Consider the following 15,887-nt stretch of genomic DNA (forward strand, 5'->3'; position numbering starts at 1 on the left):
GCCGCGGGCGTGTCTGCCCCGGTACCGGAGACTTTAGATGACAGACTCAGGCACACCAGACACGCCCAATACTATCGATACACCCGCCGCCTCAACCGATACGCCATTATCGGTTAGCGGGGAGGAGATCAATGCGACACCCTTGCGCGTCAACCGTACGCGCAAGGGCATCCATGCCAAGGAGACGCCCTCCTCCCAGGCGGATCTCGACGACCCTGCGCTCTATTTCAACCGTGAGCTGTCGCACCTGCAGTTCAATATCCGCGTGCTCGAGCAGTCTCTGGACCCTTCGCATCCGCTACTCGACCGCCTGATGTTCCTGCTGATCTTCTCCTCCAATCTCGATGAGTTCTTCGAGATTCGCGTGGCCGGGCTCAAGCATCAGCTTGCCTCGTTTCGCGAGGAGACCGGTGCCGACGGCATGACGCCCGCTCGCGTTCTGAGCGAGGTGTCACGTATCGCTCACGAGCAGGTGGAACGCCAGTACCGCATTCTCAACGATGTGCTGGTGCCGGCACTGGAAGAGCAAAAGATACGCTTCCGGCGCCGCGCCCAGTGGACACCCGAGCAGGCGGCCTGGGTTGCCGACTATTTCGAGGAGGAGATCGCCCCGGTCATCAGTCCGATCGGGCTCGACCCGTCTCACCCGTTTCCGCGACTGGTCAACAAGAGCCTCAACTTCATCGTCGAGCTCGATGGCACCGATGCCTTCGGCCGCGAGGGCGGCATGGCGATCCTGCCCGCACCGCGCTCGCTGCCGCGACTGATCCGGCTGCCGGATGCGCTCTGCGAGGAGGGCTTCACCGACTACGTCTTCCTGTCGTCGATGATCCACGCCCATGCCCACGAGGTCTTTCCCGGCATGGAAGTGGGCGGCTGCTATCAGTTCCGGCTGACGCGCAACGCCGATTTGTCGGTCGATCCCGAAGAAGTCTCGGATCTGGCCTCCGCGCTGCGTGGGGAGCTGCTGGCCAGACGCTACGGCAGCGGCGTCCGTCTGGAGGTGGCCGACAACTGCCCCGACAGCCTCATCGATTTCCTGCTCAAGCAGTTCGAGCTGGGCGAGGAGGATCTCTATCGGGTCAACGGTCCGGTCAACCTGACCCGGATGATGGCGGTACTCGGCGACGTCCAACGCCCCGACCTGCGCTATCGCCCCTTCACTCCCGGCCTGCCCAAGCCGTTACGCGGCGAGGTCAACCTGTTCTCCGCCATTCTTCAGGGCGACATCCTGCTGCATCATCCTTTCCAGTCGTTCACCCCGGTAGAGGACCTGCTGCGGCAGGCGGCACGGGATCCCGACGTGCTGGCCATCAAGCAGACCCTCTATCGCACCGGCGCCGACTCGTCGATCGTCGGCGCACTGGTGGAGGCCGCGCGCGGCGGCAAGGAAGTGACCGTCGTCATCGAGCTGCGGGCGCGCTTCGACGAGGCCGACAATCTCGCCCTGGCCTCTCGGCTGCAGGAAGCCGGCGCCATCGTTATCTACGGCGTGATGGCCTACAAGACCCACGCCAAGATGATGCACATCGTGCGCCGCGAGAAAGGCACGCTCCGTCACTACGCCCATCTCGGCACCGGCAACTATCACGCCAAGACCGCCAAGCTGTACACCGATTACAGCTTGATGACCGCCAACGAGGCGCTGTGCGACGACGTGCACAAGGTGTTCCAGCAGCTCTCCGGCATGGGGAAGCCACGCAAGATCCAGACGCTGCTGCATGCGCCATTCACGCTGCACAAGACGTTGATCGCGATGATCGAGCGCGAGGCCAAACTGGCAGAGAGCGGCAAGAAGGCCAGGCTCGTTCTCAAGTGCAATGCGATCACCGAGCCCAAGCTGATTCGCGCGCTCTATCGGGCTTCCCAGGCCGGCGTGACCTGCGAGCTGATCATTCGCGGCATGTGCTGCCTCCGCCCCGGCATACCGGGTATCTCCGACAATCTCCGGGTACGCTCGATCATCGGTCGCTTCCTCGAGCATACCCGCGTCTACTACTTTCACAACGATGGCAAGCACGAGGTGTGGTGTTCCAGCGCCGACGCCATGGAGCGCAACATGTTCCATCGGGTGGAGACCTGCTTCCCGCTGCTGGACAAGAAGGTCGCTCAGCAGGTGCGCAAGGATCTGGACACCTATCTACTGGACAACTGCCAGAGCTGGGAACTCGACACCGAGGGTCAGTACCATCTCTGCGACTCGGGCGATGCCGAGCCGATCAGTGCTCAGGAGACGCTGCTTTACGCCTACGCCAGCCAGGCGTGAGCGCGGTCATCTCATGGTTCGATAGCGGTGACCGGATGAATTGATGACTCGATAAAAAAGCTGGATGCTTTCGCATCCAGCCTTCTTCATGCGCCCGCTCTCGATCGATCAGAGGCCGACCTGACCGCCGTCTTCCTTCCAGATCGCTACCGTCGCCGCGCGGGGGCGAACCTGGCCGTTCGTGGCCCGGGTGGCGTCCTGGCCCAAGGCGTCGCCATCCGCCGGCCAGTTACCGGGATGCTGGATATTGATGAACAGCGCGGTGCGGTCCGGCGTGGCGAAGATACCGGTCACCTCACAGCCATTCGGCCCCACGGCGAAGCGTTTGAGATGACTCTGATTGGCGGCATCAATGACCGAGCCGGCACCACTGGCGTTCTGCTGTCCAAGCGCGCCCGGCACCACCGCCAGCAGCTGATCGTTGGTGTATTCGGCCACGGCATTGTCGCTGTTGTCCGTCTGGAACCAGAGAATGCCCTGCCCTTCGCCACGCGCGTCGTACCATAGGCCGTCGGGACTCGCGAACTGGTTGTCCTCGGTCAGGCCGGAGCGATTGTCGCCTGCGCCGGCGTCGCTGCCGAACACGAAGATCTCCCAGGCAAAGCGATTGTCCGGCTGCTCGCGCCAGCGAATGATGTGTCCGTTCTCGTTGTTGGCGCGCGGGTTGGCGACATTGGCGGGCGCCGTGGCGTAACCCACGCCGCCGGCATCGATCGCCGTGCCGTCGTTGGTGAAACTGGCTTCGGTATCCGCCGCCGTGCGTTTCGAGTTGTTGGTCAAGGTGAAGTAGACCTCGCCGGAGACAGGGTCCACGCTCGACCATTCCGGCCGATCCATCGGCGTCGCGCCCATCAGGTCGGCTGCGTCACAGGTGTGGATGATGATGCCGGCGGTATCGTCGGCCGCCAGGCCCAGCGCCGCGGCCAGCGTCTGGCCGGATGGCGTTTTCGCATCCGGCGTCAGCGGCAGCCACTCGCCTCGCCCGTCTTCATCGAAGCGCGCCGCGTAGAGCGTGCCTTCATCGAGGTATTTGCCGCCGATGGCCAGACGATCCGCTTCGTTGCCCGGCCGAGGGGCATCGGCGGGGTCCCACTTGGCGGCGCTGACGAACTTGTAGATATATTCGTTGCGCGAGTCGTGACCGGTGTAGAACGTCAGCGGCTCGCCGGCGCGGACCGGCCCGGGCCAGCACCCCTCGTGGCGGAAACGTCCCAGCGCCGTGCGCTTGACGGCCATGGCCTGGGTATACGGATCGATCTCGACCACGTAGCCGAAGGTCCGCGCTTCGTTGCGATAGTCTTCACTCGCCTCGCCCACCCGGGGCGTGACATCGAAACGCGAGAACTCGTCTTCCTGCTCGCCATCGCCGGCCGCCGTTTCCCAGCCGTAGCGCCCGCGATCGGTCGGCAAGCCCAGGCGGGCATCGTCGCTGAAGCGCTCGCCGGTATTGACGAAGACTTCCGGCCAGTTTTCCTCGCAGGTCAGGTAAGTTCCCCAGGGGGTGTAGCCATTGGCGCAGTTGTTGTTGGTGCCGCGCGTTCGAGTACCGTCGATCGAGTAGCGTGTCCTGACATAGTCGCTGCCTGCGACCGGCCCGGCCAGCATGATAGGTGTGGCGGTCGTGATCCGGCGGTTGTAGGGAGAGTCGACCACATGCGTCCAGCCGCCATCATCCTGGCGGCGGATCTCGACGATGGTGACGCCGTGGGCATTGATTTCGGTGCGAACCTCATCGGCCGGCCGCACACCGTCCGGCTGGGTCGGGCCACCCTGGGGCGCCCACAGGGCATCCTGATCGATGTACTCGTTGTTGAGCGCGAGCAGAAAACGGCGCGAGCCACTTTCCGCATCAAGGGGGAAGGCGTGCATGCCGTCATGATGCATGCCCACGCTGTTCGCCTGCTGCTCGGGGGTCATGGCGAGATCCTTCTGCCAGGCACTGGCCCGGGCATTGAGCGGCGTTCCCCACGGAATCAGCACCTGTGCCCGATATCCGGGCGGCACCACGACCGCATCGGTGTGCGAGCCCTTGATCGATTCGAAGGCCAGCGCCAGCGGCGTCTTGTTCTGGGCCCAGGCACCATTGCTGCCGCCGAGCCCGAACCCTCCCATCATGGAAAGCGCGGCCAGCCCCAGGCCACCCTGGAGAATCTGGCGACGCGAAAGATGGCGCTCGACAACCTCACCGAAAGGCAGATTCTGGCTGTTGTTGTGAATTCGATGATCTTCGACATCCCGGCTCATGTTTATCTCCCTGACTCGTCACGGATTGCTCGTCGTGACGAGGCTAAGCCGGGAATATGACGAGATGATGTCCCCCCGGCGACCGCCGGGGACACGGTTCAGGCCTGACCAAGCCGCTCCGCCGCACGCAGCAACAGCTGTTCGGTGGTCTCCCAGCCCAGGCAGGCGTCGGTGATCGACACGCCATAGCGCAGCGCCGCGGGATTGAGCGCCTGCTTGCCTTCGAACAGGTGGCTTTCGAGCATCACGCCGATCAGGCTGCGATCACCGGCCATGCGCTGTTCCAGCACATCGTAGAGAACCTCCGTCTGACGCCGGTGGTCCTTGTTCGAGTTAGCGTGGCTGCAGTCGACCATGATCCTCGCCTCGAGCCCGGCCTGCGTCATCGCCCGGCGGCTGGCAGCCACGTTCTCGGCATCATGGTTGGGCCCGTTGCGGCCACCGCGAAGCACCAGATGGGTGGCGGCATTGCCCGGCGTTTCGATCATCGCCGGGCTGCCATCGGCGGTCACACCGAAGTGGCGATGCGAATGGGCCGCCGATTGCATGGCGGCGATGGCGACATCGACATTGCCCTGAGTGCCGTTCTTGAATCCGACCGCCGCCGCCAGCCCGCTGGCGAGTTCACGGTGAATCTGGGACTCGGTGGTCCGCGCGCCGATCGCCACCCAGCTCAGCAGATCATCGAAGTAGGCCCCAGCCATCGGCTGTAGCAGCTCCGTCGCGACCGGCAGGCCCAGTTCGGCGATATCGCGCATCAGCCGTCTCGCCATGGCCAGGCCCGCGGCCATGTCGTCGCTGCCGTCGAGGTGAGGGTCGTAGGCCAGCCCTTTCCAGCCGACGGTGGTCCGCGGCTTCTCGACGTAGACGCGCATCACCAGCAAAAGCCGGTCTCCCACCGCCTCATTGAGTGCCGCCAGACGCTCGGCATACTCCAGCGCCGCGGCAGGGTCGTGCACCGAACAGGGGCCGGTCACGACCAGCAGGCGATCGTCCTCGCCTTCGAGGATGGCCCGTATGGCCTCGCGGCTCGCGGCGATCCGGGCCTCCAGTGCCGCGCTCACCGGCAGCTGCCGGCGCAGTTCCTGCGCCGTCGGCAATGGCAGCGCTCTGATGGAAGATGATGATGCCGGTGTCGATAGGGCCGGCTTCAATTCGGATGTGGCAGCGTCCATAACGATCTCATTCCAGGTGATGTTCAAGAATTGAGACCCGAAAACGCGAGAACCCCCGGGTGGGCCTGCCATCCGGGGGTTCTTGATGCGAGGAGGCAGCCCAGTTCCGGGCGTGCCTCGCGGGTTCAGGTCATGTTGACCAACCGGCGGGCACGCCAGTCCTAAACCAATAGCCATAACCGAAGAACGCAAACGTCATCGCACCGCCAACGGCGTTGGCGGTGTCGATGAAACGTGAATCGAGGCGTTCGGTCATGGTCTTTCTCGCAGACGTTCTTTCGAAGACGTTCTTTCGCAAGCGCAAGCGTTCGCAAACATCATTCGTCACGAAAGACGTGATGTCGCTAAATCGTGTCTCTATCCTAACGCCCCGGCGCTTTTTGACAAGTCTTTTGAGGCAAACGCTGGCCGACGAGCCGCCGAGCTTTACTTGTTCTCGCCCGTTGACGAGACTGGGAAATCAGAAAAAGAAAGGATTCCAAGGACTTTCATGGCCTACCCACCTCATGACGTGCTGATCGACAATCTTCACGCCAGCGCCCGTGGCGATGGTCTCGCTTTCGAGAAGCTCTACCGCGCGACCAGTCCGCATCTATACGCCCAGCTATTGCGTATCGTTCGGCAGGAAGCGGCCGCGCAGGACTGCCTGCAACTGGTCTACCTGCGGGTATGGCAGGTGGCCGGACAGTACGATGCTTCCCGCGCCCGCCCGATGACCTGGCTTTCGACCCTCACGCGCAACATCGGCATCGACTGGCTCCGGCGTCAGCGCCCCCAGGAAGCCGATAGCGAAGCGATCATCGATTCACTGCCCGGCGAATCCGATGTCGAGAGCGAGAGCGACATCAATCAGCAGGCGGAATCGCTGCAGCAGTGCCTGACCGAATTGACGGCGCAACAGCGCCAGGTGCTCGAGCTCGCATTTTTCGAAGGATTGACCCATCAAGATCTGGCATCGCATCTCACCACGCCGTTGGGAACCGTCAAGAGCTGGGTCCGCAGAGGCCTCGAGAGGTTGAAGGCATGCATGACACGTTTGACTTGAGCGACCCCGAAGCGCGCGAGCTGGCCGCCGGAGAGTACGTTCTCGGTACGCTGGATCGAGACCAGCGCGCCGAGTTCGAGGCATTGCTGGCGGTCAGCACGGATCTGCAGCGTAGCGTCGATGCCTGGCGGGAGCACCTGCAGATCTTCAACCAGCAGCTGGAACCGGTGACGCCGCCCGGCCATCTGTGGTCCGGCATTGTCGCGCGCCTGGGGCTGAGAGTGGGCCTGCTGCAGCGTCTCGGCTTCTGGCGGGCGTTCAGCGGTTTCGCGACGGCGGCGGCGCTGGTTCTGGCAGTGATCGCGCTGACGCCACGGGAGCCGGCGATGATGCCCGGTGAATATGTCTTCGTGATCAACCACGCCAGCGGCCAGCCGGCCTGGATTATCAACGCCACCCTCGACGGCAAGATGATGGTTCAGGCGGTCAAACCCGGCCCGATGCCCGCAGGCAAGGGTGGCGAGCTGTGGATGATGGAGAACGGTACGCCGGTTTCGCTAGGCATGTTGCCGGTTCAGGGCCAGGCCACCATGCAGTTGCCCGCCAAGATGCTGGGCCTGATGAAGACCGCCGATTTCGCCGTCAGCATGGAGCCGAGCTCCGGCGCGCCGGGAGGCAAGCCATCCGGCCCCGTGATCGACGAAGGCAAACTGGTACAGATTCGCAACAGCACCGTCTCGCTATAGACGAATCGCGGCGCTTTCAGCCCAGGTGGCTGCCGCCGTCAACCGGCATTATCGTGCCGGTGACGAAGTCATTGTCGAGCAGGTAACGCAGGGTCTGGTAGATCACCCCTGGCCCCGGCACGCGCCGGTCGCGGCCGCCATCCACGTCGTCGCCCTCGGCGAGCATCACCAGACCGGGCGCGATGGCGTTGACCTGGATCGTGGGCGCGAACTGGGCGGCGAACGACCGGGTCAGGCTTTCCAGCCCGGCCTTGGTGGCGGCGTAGGCGGACTGCCCCGCCGCGCCCCGCTGTACTACGCTGTCGGTGATATGCACGATGTCGCGCTGCGGCTCCTGGCAGGCGTCCAGCAGGCTGCGGGCATGGATATTGATCAGATACGGCGCCTGCATGTTGACCCGGAACAGACGCTCGAAGGTTTCGCCGGCCGCCTCGGGACCGGGGTCCGACAACCACTCCCCAGCGTTGTGAATGATGGCGCGCAGACTCGCGGTGTTATCCCGCAGCCGGGCGATGAAGTCGAGAATACCGGCTTCGGTGGCAAAGTCCGCCGCCAGCGTCACCGCGCCACGCTCCCGTAGCGCCGACAGCGACTCCCGCTCGCGGCGATAGGTGACGATCACCGGATGGCCGTCGTCGAGCAGCCGCTCGGCACAGTGCAGCCCAAGGCGTTGAGTGCCACCGGTGATCAGGATCGGGGATTGGCTCACGACTTCTTCTCCGGGGACGAGGCGATCTCGCCCGGGGCCAACGGCGCCTGATCCGGGTCGCTCTCCGGCAGTGGCAGAAACGGCACCCGCGGCGCATAGCTGAAGACGTCCGAATGGACCTGCGATTCGACCAGCCCCAACGGGGCCAGCGTATCCACGCAGGCATAGACCATGCCGGGAGATCCGGCGAGGTAGATCTCGACGCCTGCCAACGTATCCAGCTGCGATGCCAGCACCTCATCGATACGCCCGGTGTGCCAGCGCACGCCGGGCAGCGCCTCGAGCGCGGCCTCCGGGGTTTCGACCACAGCGTGAAAACGAACGTTCGCATACGCCTGGGCCCATTCCCGCGCCAGGGTTTCGGCATAGAGATCGCGGCGCTCGCGCACGGCCCACCAGATCGAGATGTCCCGTTCGGGATTCTCGGTCAGGGCGGCTTCGACGATGGCCTTGAGCTGGGCAAAGCCGGTACCGGCGGCGATCAGCAGCAGCGGCTCCGAACGGCCTGCAGGTAGCGTGCACTCGCCGCTGGGCAGCCGGACCGACAGCCGATTGCGATGGGTCAGCAGCTCCCGCAGGCGCGCCGAGTGGGTGCGTTCCGGCCAATGCTGAATGTGCAGCTCCAGACGGCCGTCGCCGGTTTCGGCGCAGGCGATCGAGAACGGCACCCAGGTCTCTTCATGCAGTTCCAGTTCGAGATACTGCCCGGGCGCATGGGCAATCGCCTCGGCACGCCCTTCGAGCACGACCCGGAACACATCGGGCGTCAGATCCTCGACGGTTTCCACCTGGCAGGTCAACGTTCTGACCGTCATGTTCACCTCATCGTTTGCCGTCATGCCGCCCCGCCGTCCGAGGGTTTTCCGGTTCGCGCCTGTGGTGGCGCGATATCGATACCATAGCTTTCCCAGCGCTCGTCGACCCGTGATTTGATCGCCGGATCCATGACGATGGGTTCTCCCCACTCCCGTGTCGTCTCGCCGGGCCACTTGTTGGTCGCATCCAGCCCCATCTTCGAGCCCAGCCCCGCCGTCGGCGAGGCGAAGTCGAGATAGTCGATCGGCGTATTCTCCACCATCACCGTATCCCGGGCAGGGTCCATCCGGGTGGTGATCGCCCAGATCACGTCTTCCCAGTTGCGGGCATCGACATCGTCGTCCAGCACGATCACGAACTTGGTGTACATGAACTGGCGCAGGAAGCTCCAGACGCCCATCATGACCCGCTTGGCGTGACCGGGGTATTGCTTCTTCATGGTCACCACCGCCATGCGATAGGAGCATCCTTCCGGCGGCAGATAGAAGTCGACGATCTCGGGAAACTGCTTGCGCAGGATCGGCACGAACACTTCATTGAGCGCCAGCCCCAGCACCGCGGGCTCGTCCGGCGGGCGGCCGGTGTAGGTCGAATGGTAGATCGGATCACGCCGATGGGTGATCCGCTCGACGGTAAAGACGGGAAAGCTTTCGACTTCGTTGTAGTATCCGGTGTGATCGCCATAGGGCCCTTCGGGGGCCATGTCGTCCGGATGGATGAAACCTTCCAGCACGATCTCGCTGGAAGCCGGGACCTGCAGGTCGGCGTGGCCGCATTTGACCAGTTCGGTCCGCGAGCCGCGCAGCAGGCCGGCGAAGGCGTACTCGGAGAGCGTGTCCGGCACTGGTGTCACGGCGCCCAGGATGGTCGCCGGGTCGGCCCCCAGCGCCACCGCGACGGGAAAGGGTTCGCCGGGATGCGTCTGCTGCCATTCGCGAAAATCCAGCGCCCCGCCGCGGTGACTCAGCCAACGCATGATCAATCGATTCTTGCCAAGCTTCTGCTGACGATAGATCCCCAGGTTCTGGCGCGACTTGTGCGGCCCCTTGGTCACCACCAGCGCCCAGGTCACAAGCGGCGCCACGTCGCCCGGCCAGCAGTGCTGAATCGGCAGACGATCGAGATCGACCTCATCGCCTTCGAGAACGACCTGCTGGCACGGCGCCGAACGCAACGTCTTCGGTCCCATGCTCATGACCTGCTTGAAGATCGGCAGCTTCTCCCAGGCATCCTTGAGACCTTTGGGCGGGTCGGGCTCCTTCAGGAAAGCCAGCAGCTTGCCCACCTCACGCAACGCTTCGACGTTTTCCTGCCCCATGCCCATGGCCACGCGCTCCGGGGTACCGAACAGGTTCCCCAGCACCGGCATCTCGCTACCCTTGACGTTCTCGAACAGCAGCGCAGGCCCACCGGCTCGCAGCGTGCGATCACAGATCTCGGTGATCTCCAAGTAGGGATCCACCTCCACCGTGACGCGCTTGAGCTCGCCGCGTGCTTCCAGCGCCGCGATGAAGTCCCGTAAATCATGATATTTCATGGCGTTGCCCGTATCCCTCCCCACTCTTTCCACTACGCCCGGCGGCCCAGAACGCAAAAAGGGCAGCATAACATGCTGCCCTTTATTTTCTGCTTTGACCCCAAGATCTCACGAAGCGTTGAGAGCTGGCTGAGCGAACGAAGATGAGACAAGGCGGAAAATCGCGAGAGCGCGGAGTTTACGGGAGTAAATGAGCAGCTTGAGCGATTTTCCAACGCAGTATCATCGAGTGCAGCCAGCCGGAATCAACGTCTTTTCATGGCTTCGAAGAATTCGAGATTGGTCTTGGTGTCCTTGAGGCGATCGATCAGGAACTCGGTAGCGGCCACGTCGTCCATCGGGTTGAGCAGCTTGCGCAGGATCCACATGCGCTGCATTTCTTCCTCGGAGGCGATCAGATCCTCGCGCCGGGTGCCGGAACGACGGATGTTTAGAGCCGGATAGACGCGGCGCTCGGCCAGCTTGCGATCCAGATGGGCTTCCATGTTGCCGGTACCCTTGAACTCCTCGAAGATCACTTCGTCCATCTTCGAGCCGGTATCGACCAGCGCCGTGGCGAGGATGGTCAGACTGCCGCCCTCTTCGATGTTACGCGCGGCGCCGAAGAAGCGCTTGGGCTTCTCGAGGGCATGCGCGTCGACACCACCGGTCAGCACCTTGCCGGAAGACGGCACCACGGTGTTGTAGGCGCGCGCCAGGCGGGTGATGGAGTCGAGCAGGATGACCACGTCCTTCTTGTGCTCGACCAGACGCTTGGCCTTCTCGATGACCATCTCGGCCACCTGGACGTGACGGGCCGGCGGCTCGTCGAAGGTCGATGCCACGACTTCACCGCGCACCGTCCGTGACATTTCGGTCACCTCTTCCGGACGCTCGTCGATCAGCAGCACGATCATGTGACATTCGGGGTTGTTGCGCGTGATCGAGGTGGCGATGTTCTGCAGCATCAAGGTCTTACCGGCCTTGGGCGGCGAAACGATCAAGCCACGCTGGCCCTTGCCGATCGGCGCGGTGAGATCGATGACCCGCGCGGTGATGTCCTCGGTAGAGCCGTTGCCGATCTCCATCACCATGCGCTCCTGCGGGAACAGCGGCGTCAGGTTCTCGAACAGGATCTTGTGCTTGGCGTTTTCCGGCTTGTCGAAGTTGATCTCGTTGACTTTCAACAGCGCGAAGTAGCGCTCGCCTTCCTTCGGCGGGCGGATCTTGCCGGCAATCGAGTCGCCCTTGCGCAGATTGAAGCGACGAATCTGGGACGGCGAGACGTAGATGTCGTCGGGGCCGGCCAGATAGGAGGAGTCGGCGCTACGCAGGAAACCGAATCCGTCCTGCAGAATCTCCAGGACGCCATCGCCGTAAATGTCCTCGCCACTCTTCGCATGTTTTTTCAGGATGGCGAAGATGATGTCCTGCTTGCGTGAGCGCGCCAGATTATCGATGCCCATTTCGCGGGCGATATCCAGCAGTTCAGGAACGGATTTTTGCTTGAGTTCGGTTAGATTCATGAGTTCGGTCAGAGAAGGCTCGTGTCGCAGGCAATGACTTTTGCCGAGATAGAAAAGAAGGACAAGAGGCGGTCAGTTCAAACGCCGCGCGGCGCGTTCAGTCGTCCCAGGATGTCAGGCATTCGTATGGTCTGTTGGCCCAGCGTCGACGCATGTCGGGATGCCGACTGGCCGTGTGACGAAGGTGCCGGGAGAGCGGTTCGATTCGCCTGCCATCTCGCGGAAAGTGTCATCCGAGAGAGTGGTCACTATCCAAAGATCGGTACTGGGATTGACTGACGACTTGGGGGACCGCGACGCGGTCGAGAAGCATTCGGAACAGGCGAACGTCCAGATGGTAGACAAGCTATCTTCCGAAAGCAAGTATCGATATGGCGATCACCGGCTGCATTATCAAGTGCCCTCGACTAATGGCGCCCGCACTCTTCACCGATCTGCAGCAGTTGCTGTTCCGACAACGCCCCGACACGCGTCAGCCGAGGTTCGCCGTCGACGAACAGGATCAGTGTCGGCGTCCCCTTGACGCCGTAGCGCTCTGCCAGTGCCGGCTCGCGATCGATATCCACGACCGCCACCGGCAGCGCGCGGATCGACTCCTGCGAAGCCGACGAGAGCCGAGACAGCAGTGTTTCACAGGGTTGACACCAGTCGGCAACGAAGACCGCCAGCCAGGGTGCTTGCGCTTCTTCGCGCTGACGCTCGAATGCTTCGCTGTCCAGATGGCGCCGCTGTGGCTGCATGTGCTCGATTCTCGGTGGGTATGATGCCGGTGCCGCCAGCATGCCTGCCGCCTCAGCGATTGACAAGGCCGCGCCCCCGCCGCAATCTTGGTGCACCCGACGCGCTGAAACGGCAACAGGCTCTGGAACGACTCTATGTCGCGACGCTCAGCGCGCGCCTGTCTACTGCCAGCTTTCGAGGACGCCACGCCATGAGCGGGAATTCGACCGCCGAAGACGCGACGCGCCGTCTGGCCGCTATCGATCTCGGTTCCAACAGCTTCCACCTGTTGGTCGCCAATTACCAGCACGGCCAACTCCAGGTCGTCGCCAAGATGGGCGAAAAAGTGCAGCTCGCCGCCGGCCTCGATGCCGACGAAAATTTTACCGAAGCCGCCATGGATCGTGCGCTCGGCTGCCTTGAGCGCTTTGCCCCTTTTCTCGAAGGCGTCTCGCCCGCCGACCTGCGTATCGTCGGCACCAACGCCCTTCGCGCAGCCCATAACGCCCAGGCGTTGATCGATCGCGCCGAAGCGCTGATCGGCCACACCATCGAGATCATCGGCGGCCGCGAAGAGGCGCGCCTGATCTATCTCGGCGCCGCTCATTCGCTGGCCGAAGTACACGGCAGGCGCCTGATCGTCGATATCGGTGGCGGCTCCACCGAGTTCATCATCGGTGAGGACTTCGAGCCGCAGGCGCTGGAGAGTCTCCATATGGGCTGCGTGGCCTATACCGGCGCCTTTTTCACCGACGGCGAGCTCAGCGAAAAGCGCTTCCGGCGCGCCGAGATGGCCGCGCTTTCCGAACTGGCCAACATCCAGCGCCATTACCGCCAGTTGGGATGGCAGGATCCGATCGGCTCCAGTGGCACGATCAAGGCCGCGGCAGCGGTCATCGCTGCCCGAGGCGATGGCGACGCTACGCTGATCGAGCGCGAAGCCTTGATGAAACTGCGCAAGAAGCTGATCGGCTTCGGCCACCTGGACAAGGTCGCGATGGAAGGCCTCAAGGAGGATCGGGCGCGGGTCTTCCCGGCCGGTGTTGCCATCCTCTGTGCGGTCTTCGAAGCCTTCGACCTGGAACGCATGCGCTATTCCGACGGCGCACTGCGTGAAGGCGTGCTGTTCGACCTGATCGGACGCAACACTCCCGAGGATTCCCGCCGCCACAGCGTCGACCTGCTGATGCGGCGCTACAGCGTCGAGACGGTCCATGCCGAAAATGTGGCAGCGACCGCCATGGCCGCCTTCGATCAGGTCCGGGATGCCTGGGCAGTTGGCGAAGAGCAGCGCCTGTTTCTCTACTGGGCAGCTCAGGTGCATGAAATCGGCCTGGCGATCTCCCACAGCCAGTTTCATCGCCACGGTGCCTATCTCATCGAGTACTCCGACCTGACCGGCTTTTCCCGTCCCGAGCAGCAGGCGCTGGCGTTTCTGGTACGCGCCCATCGGCGCAAATTCGCCCAGAAGGAGCTGGAGGCGCTGCCCAGCGCCGTGCAGGCGACCTACCAACGACTGGCCCGCCTGCTCCGGCTCGCCGTGATGCTCAACCACGCCCGGCCGGAACAGGCGATCATCGACTTCCGTCTCGCCTGCGACGGCGACACCCTGCATCTCACGCTGCCGGAAACCCGGCATCAGGCGTTGCTGCTCAATGATCTGGAACAGGAAGCGGCCTACCAGAAGGCTGCGGGACTGACGTTGAACTACGACGCCTGATGCCTGCGTCGTGACCGTCGGGAGACACGTTCACGTTTCTGCTTCGGGATCAGGCGATGCCGGCGATTGATGCCAACCTTCGGCCGAAACGATGCCGAGCACGGCCACCAGCTCGTCTCCGCACCAGATCAACGGCAGACGATCACGCTGCCATGGAGGAATCCCAGCCTCCTGCAGCAGGCGCTTGAGATCGCGGCTGCCACGCCCCGCCAGTCGCAGGCTTTCGCCCCCCTGACGCAGCCCGACCCGCAGCGCTGGCGTGGCAGCCCCGTGCGGTCGATGGAGGCTCACGCGGTGCACGCCCCAGGGGGTGACGAGCGGCGACTGCCCGTTCCACGCCGTCTGCCAAGCGGGATCCACCGGCGACAGCGGCGCCATCAGATAGAGATGATGCCGCCAGACCCGCGCCTCGCCGCCCGGCCAACGAATGACCGGCAGGCGATCCGCCCCCGCCATCGTCAGTTGCCGTTCGAGCTCGATCAGGCGCGCAGCCGGCGGCGCGGGAATACCCAGACATTCGAGCGCATGACGAATCAGCAGGCGACGGCGAGAAGTGCTTAGCGCGGCCAGCGTCGCCAACCGCAAGCGACCGGGCTCGCCCCCGGCCTGATCCAGATCGATCGCCGCCAGCTCTGCCAGCAGCTCGTCGGCTTCCTGCAGCCACTCGGCACTCTGTCCGAATGCCCCGGCCACGCCCGGCCAACGCTCGCGCAGTGGCGGCACCACCCGATGGCGCAGGTAGTTTCGATCGAACGCCAGGTCGGTATTGGTCGGATCTTCGAACCACTCGAGCCCACGCTGATGCGCTTCTGTCAGCAAGACCGACCGGGCGAGGCTCAACCAGGGCCGCTCGATCTGGATGCCTCGCCACTCGCGCCGGGAAGGCATGCCGGCCAGCCCTCGCACGCCGCTACCGCGCAGTGCGGCCAGCAGAAAGGTCTCGACCTGATCGTCCGCATGTTGCGCCAGCCACAAGCGGTCACCCGGAGAGAGATGCGTCGCGAAAGCCTGGTAACGGGCCTCCCGAGCGGCCGCCTCGATCCCCTGCCCCGCGGCGTCGACCCGGACCGAAGCCACGGTCAACGGCACGGCCAGCGAATCGCACAGTTCGCGGCAAGTCGTCTCGAAGCCGCCCGCCGCCGCCTGCAAGCCATGATTGACGTGAATTGCACGCAGCTCGACCCCGGCCTTGCGCGCCAGCGGCGCCGCCACGCTCAACAGCAAGGAAGAGTCGAGACCGCCGGAAAGCGCCACCCAGACGACACGCCCCGGCACGTGACATGCCAGGGCGTTATCAATGAGAGCTTCTAGAGAATGCTGCAACGCGAGGCTCCTGGACGCTCGACCTTTCGACAAAATCCCATACCGCCGCGTGACCGTGCGAGCGATACTTAGACAAGGCGAGCGCGATCGAGGGCGCGCAGTGTAGTTCACTACATGAGCAGACCGAGTGAGCGCTCAACG

General features: G+C 63.8%; 13 protein-coding genes. 4 read left to right on the forward strand and 9 right to left on the reverse strand.

Annotation, left to right across the window (positions count from 1 at the left end; genetic code table 11):
- Positions 1-37: 37 nt before the first annotated feature.
- Complete coding sequence (gene ppk1 / locus R3F72_RS01715; RefSeq protein ID WP_332778781.1) at positions 38-2,266, forward strand: polyphosphate kinase 1; 2,229 nt, start codon at positions 38-40, stop codon at positions 2,264-2,266.
- A 108-nt stretch (positions 2,267-2,374) separates the two neighbouring features.
- Here the strand turns inward: ppk1 and R3F72_RS01720 are convergent, their stop codons facing one another.
- The 3 genes from R3F72_RS01720 to R3F72_RS01730 form a co-directional block, all read right to left on the reverse strand.
- Entirely contained in the window at positions 2,375-4,510 is a 2,136-nt protein-coding gene (locus R3F72_RS01720; protein WP_332778782.1) for a PhoX family protein, read from the reverse strand.
- 98 nt (positions 4,511-4,608) lie between these two features.
- Complete coding sequence (locus R3F72_RS01725; protein ID WP_332778783.1) at positions 4,609-5,685, reverse strand: 3-deoxy-7-phosphoheptulonate synthase; 1,077 nt, start codon at positions 5,683-5,685, stop codon at positions 4,609-4,611.
- A gap of 130 nt (positions 5,686-5,815) precedes the next feature.
- Positions 5,816-5,941 carry a hypothetical protein gene (locus R3F72_RS01730; protein WP_256961000.1) on the reverse strand — a complete coding sequence of 42 codons (126 nt, stop codon included), beginning with the start codon at positions 5,939-5,941 and terminating at the stop codon, positions 5,816-5,818.
- A gap of 234 nt (positions 5,942-6,175) precedes the next feature.
- On the opposite strand from R3F72_RS01730, the gene R3F72_RS01735 reads away from it, so the two are divergent.
- A complete protein-coding gene (locus R3F72_RS01735) occupies positions 6,176-6,730 on the forward strand; it encodes a sigma-70 family RNA polymerase sigma factor (protein ID WP_276233241.1) in 555 nt (184 codons plus the stop codon).
- A complete protein-coding gene (locus R3F72_RS01740) occupies positions 6,709-7,416 on the forward strand; it encodes an anti-sigma factor (RefSeq protein WP_303853146.1) in 708 nt (235 codons plus the stop codon). The genes R3F72_RS01735 and R3F72_RS01740 overlap by 22 nt, the downstream gene beginning before the upstream one ends.
- Positions 7,417-7,432: 16 nt before the next feature.
- Here the strand turns inward: R3F72_RS01740 and folM are convergent, their stop codons facing one another.
- From folM to R3F72_RS01765, 5 genes are all read right to left on the reverse strand, one after another.
- Complete coding sequence (folM, locus tag R3F72_RS01745; RefSeq protein ID WP_087717655.1) at positions 7,433-8,125, reverse strand: dihydromonapterin reductase; 693 nt, start codon at positions 8,123-8,125, stop codon at positions 7,433-7,435.
- Positions 8,122-8,940: an FAD-binding oxidoreductase gene (locus tag R3F72_RS01750; protein ID WP_087717654.1), complete on the reverse strand. Its 819-nt coding sequence runs from the start codon at positions 8,938-8,940 to the stop codon at positions 8,122-8,124. Before R3F72_RS01750 ends, folM begins: the two co-directional genes overlap by 4 nt.
- Positions 8,941-8,960: 20 nt before the next feature.
- Positions 8,961-10,478 carry a 4-hydroxy-3-polyprenylbenzoate decarboxylase gene (gene ubiD, locus R3F72_RS01755; RefSeq protein ID WP_087717653.1) on the reverse strand — a complete coding sequence of 506 codons (1,518 nt, stop codon included), beginning with the start codon at positions 10,476-10,478 and terminating at the stop codon, positions 8,961-8,963.
- 245 nt (positions 10,479-10,723) lie between these two features.
- The gene (rho, locus tag R3F72_RS01760; protein WP_087717652.1) at positions 10,724-11,983 is read right to left on the reverse strand and encodes a transcription termination factor Rho; all 1,260 of its coding nucleotides are present in this window, start codon (positions 11,981-11,983) and stop codon (positions 10,724-10,726) included.
- A gap of 407 nt (positions 11,984-12,390) precedes the next feature.
- A complete protein-coding gene (locus tag R3F72_RS01765) occupies positions 12,391-12,723 on the reverse strand; it encodes a thioredoxin family protein (RefSeq protein WP_332778784.1) in 333 nt (110 codons plus the stop codon).
- Positions 12,724-12,914: 191 nt separating this feature from the next.
- On the opposite strand from R3F72_RS01765, the gene R3F72_RS01770 reads away from it, so the two are divergent.
- The gene (locus tag R3F72_RS01770; RefSeq protein ID WP_332778785.1) at positions 12,915-14,423 is read left to right on the forward strand and encodes a Ppx/GppA phosphatase family protein; all 1,509 of its coding nucleotides are present in this window, start codon (positions 12,915-12,917) and stop codon (positions 14,421-14,423) included.
- 30 nt (positions 14,424-14,453) lie between these two features.
- On the opposite strand, the gene tilS is transcribed toward R3F72_RS01770, so the two are convergent.
- Positions 14,454-15,746 carry a tRNA lysidine(34) synthetase TilS gene (gene tilS / locus R3F72_RS01775; protein WP_332778786.1) on the reverse strand — a complete coding sequence of 431 codons (1,293 nt, stop codon included), beginning with the start codon at positions 15,744-15,746 and terminating at the stop codon, positions 14,454-14,456.
- Positions 15,747-15,887 lie beyond the last annotated feature (141 nt).

The sequence above is a fragment of the Salinicola sp. 4072 genome (assembly GCF_036663415.1).
GTDB classification, from domain to species: Bacteria; Pseudomonadota; Gammaproteobacteria; order Pseudomonadales; family Halomonadaceae; genus Salinicola; species Salinicola salarius_A.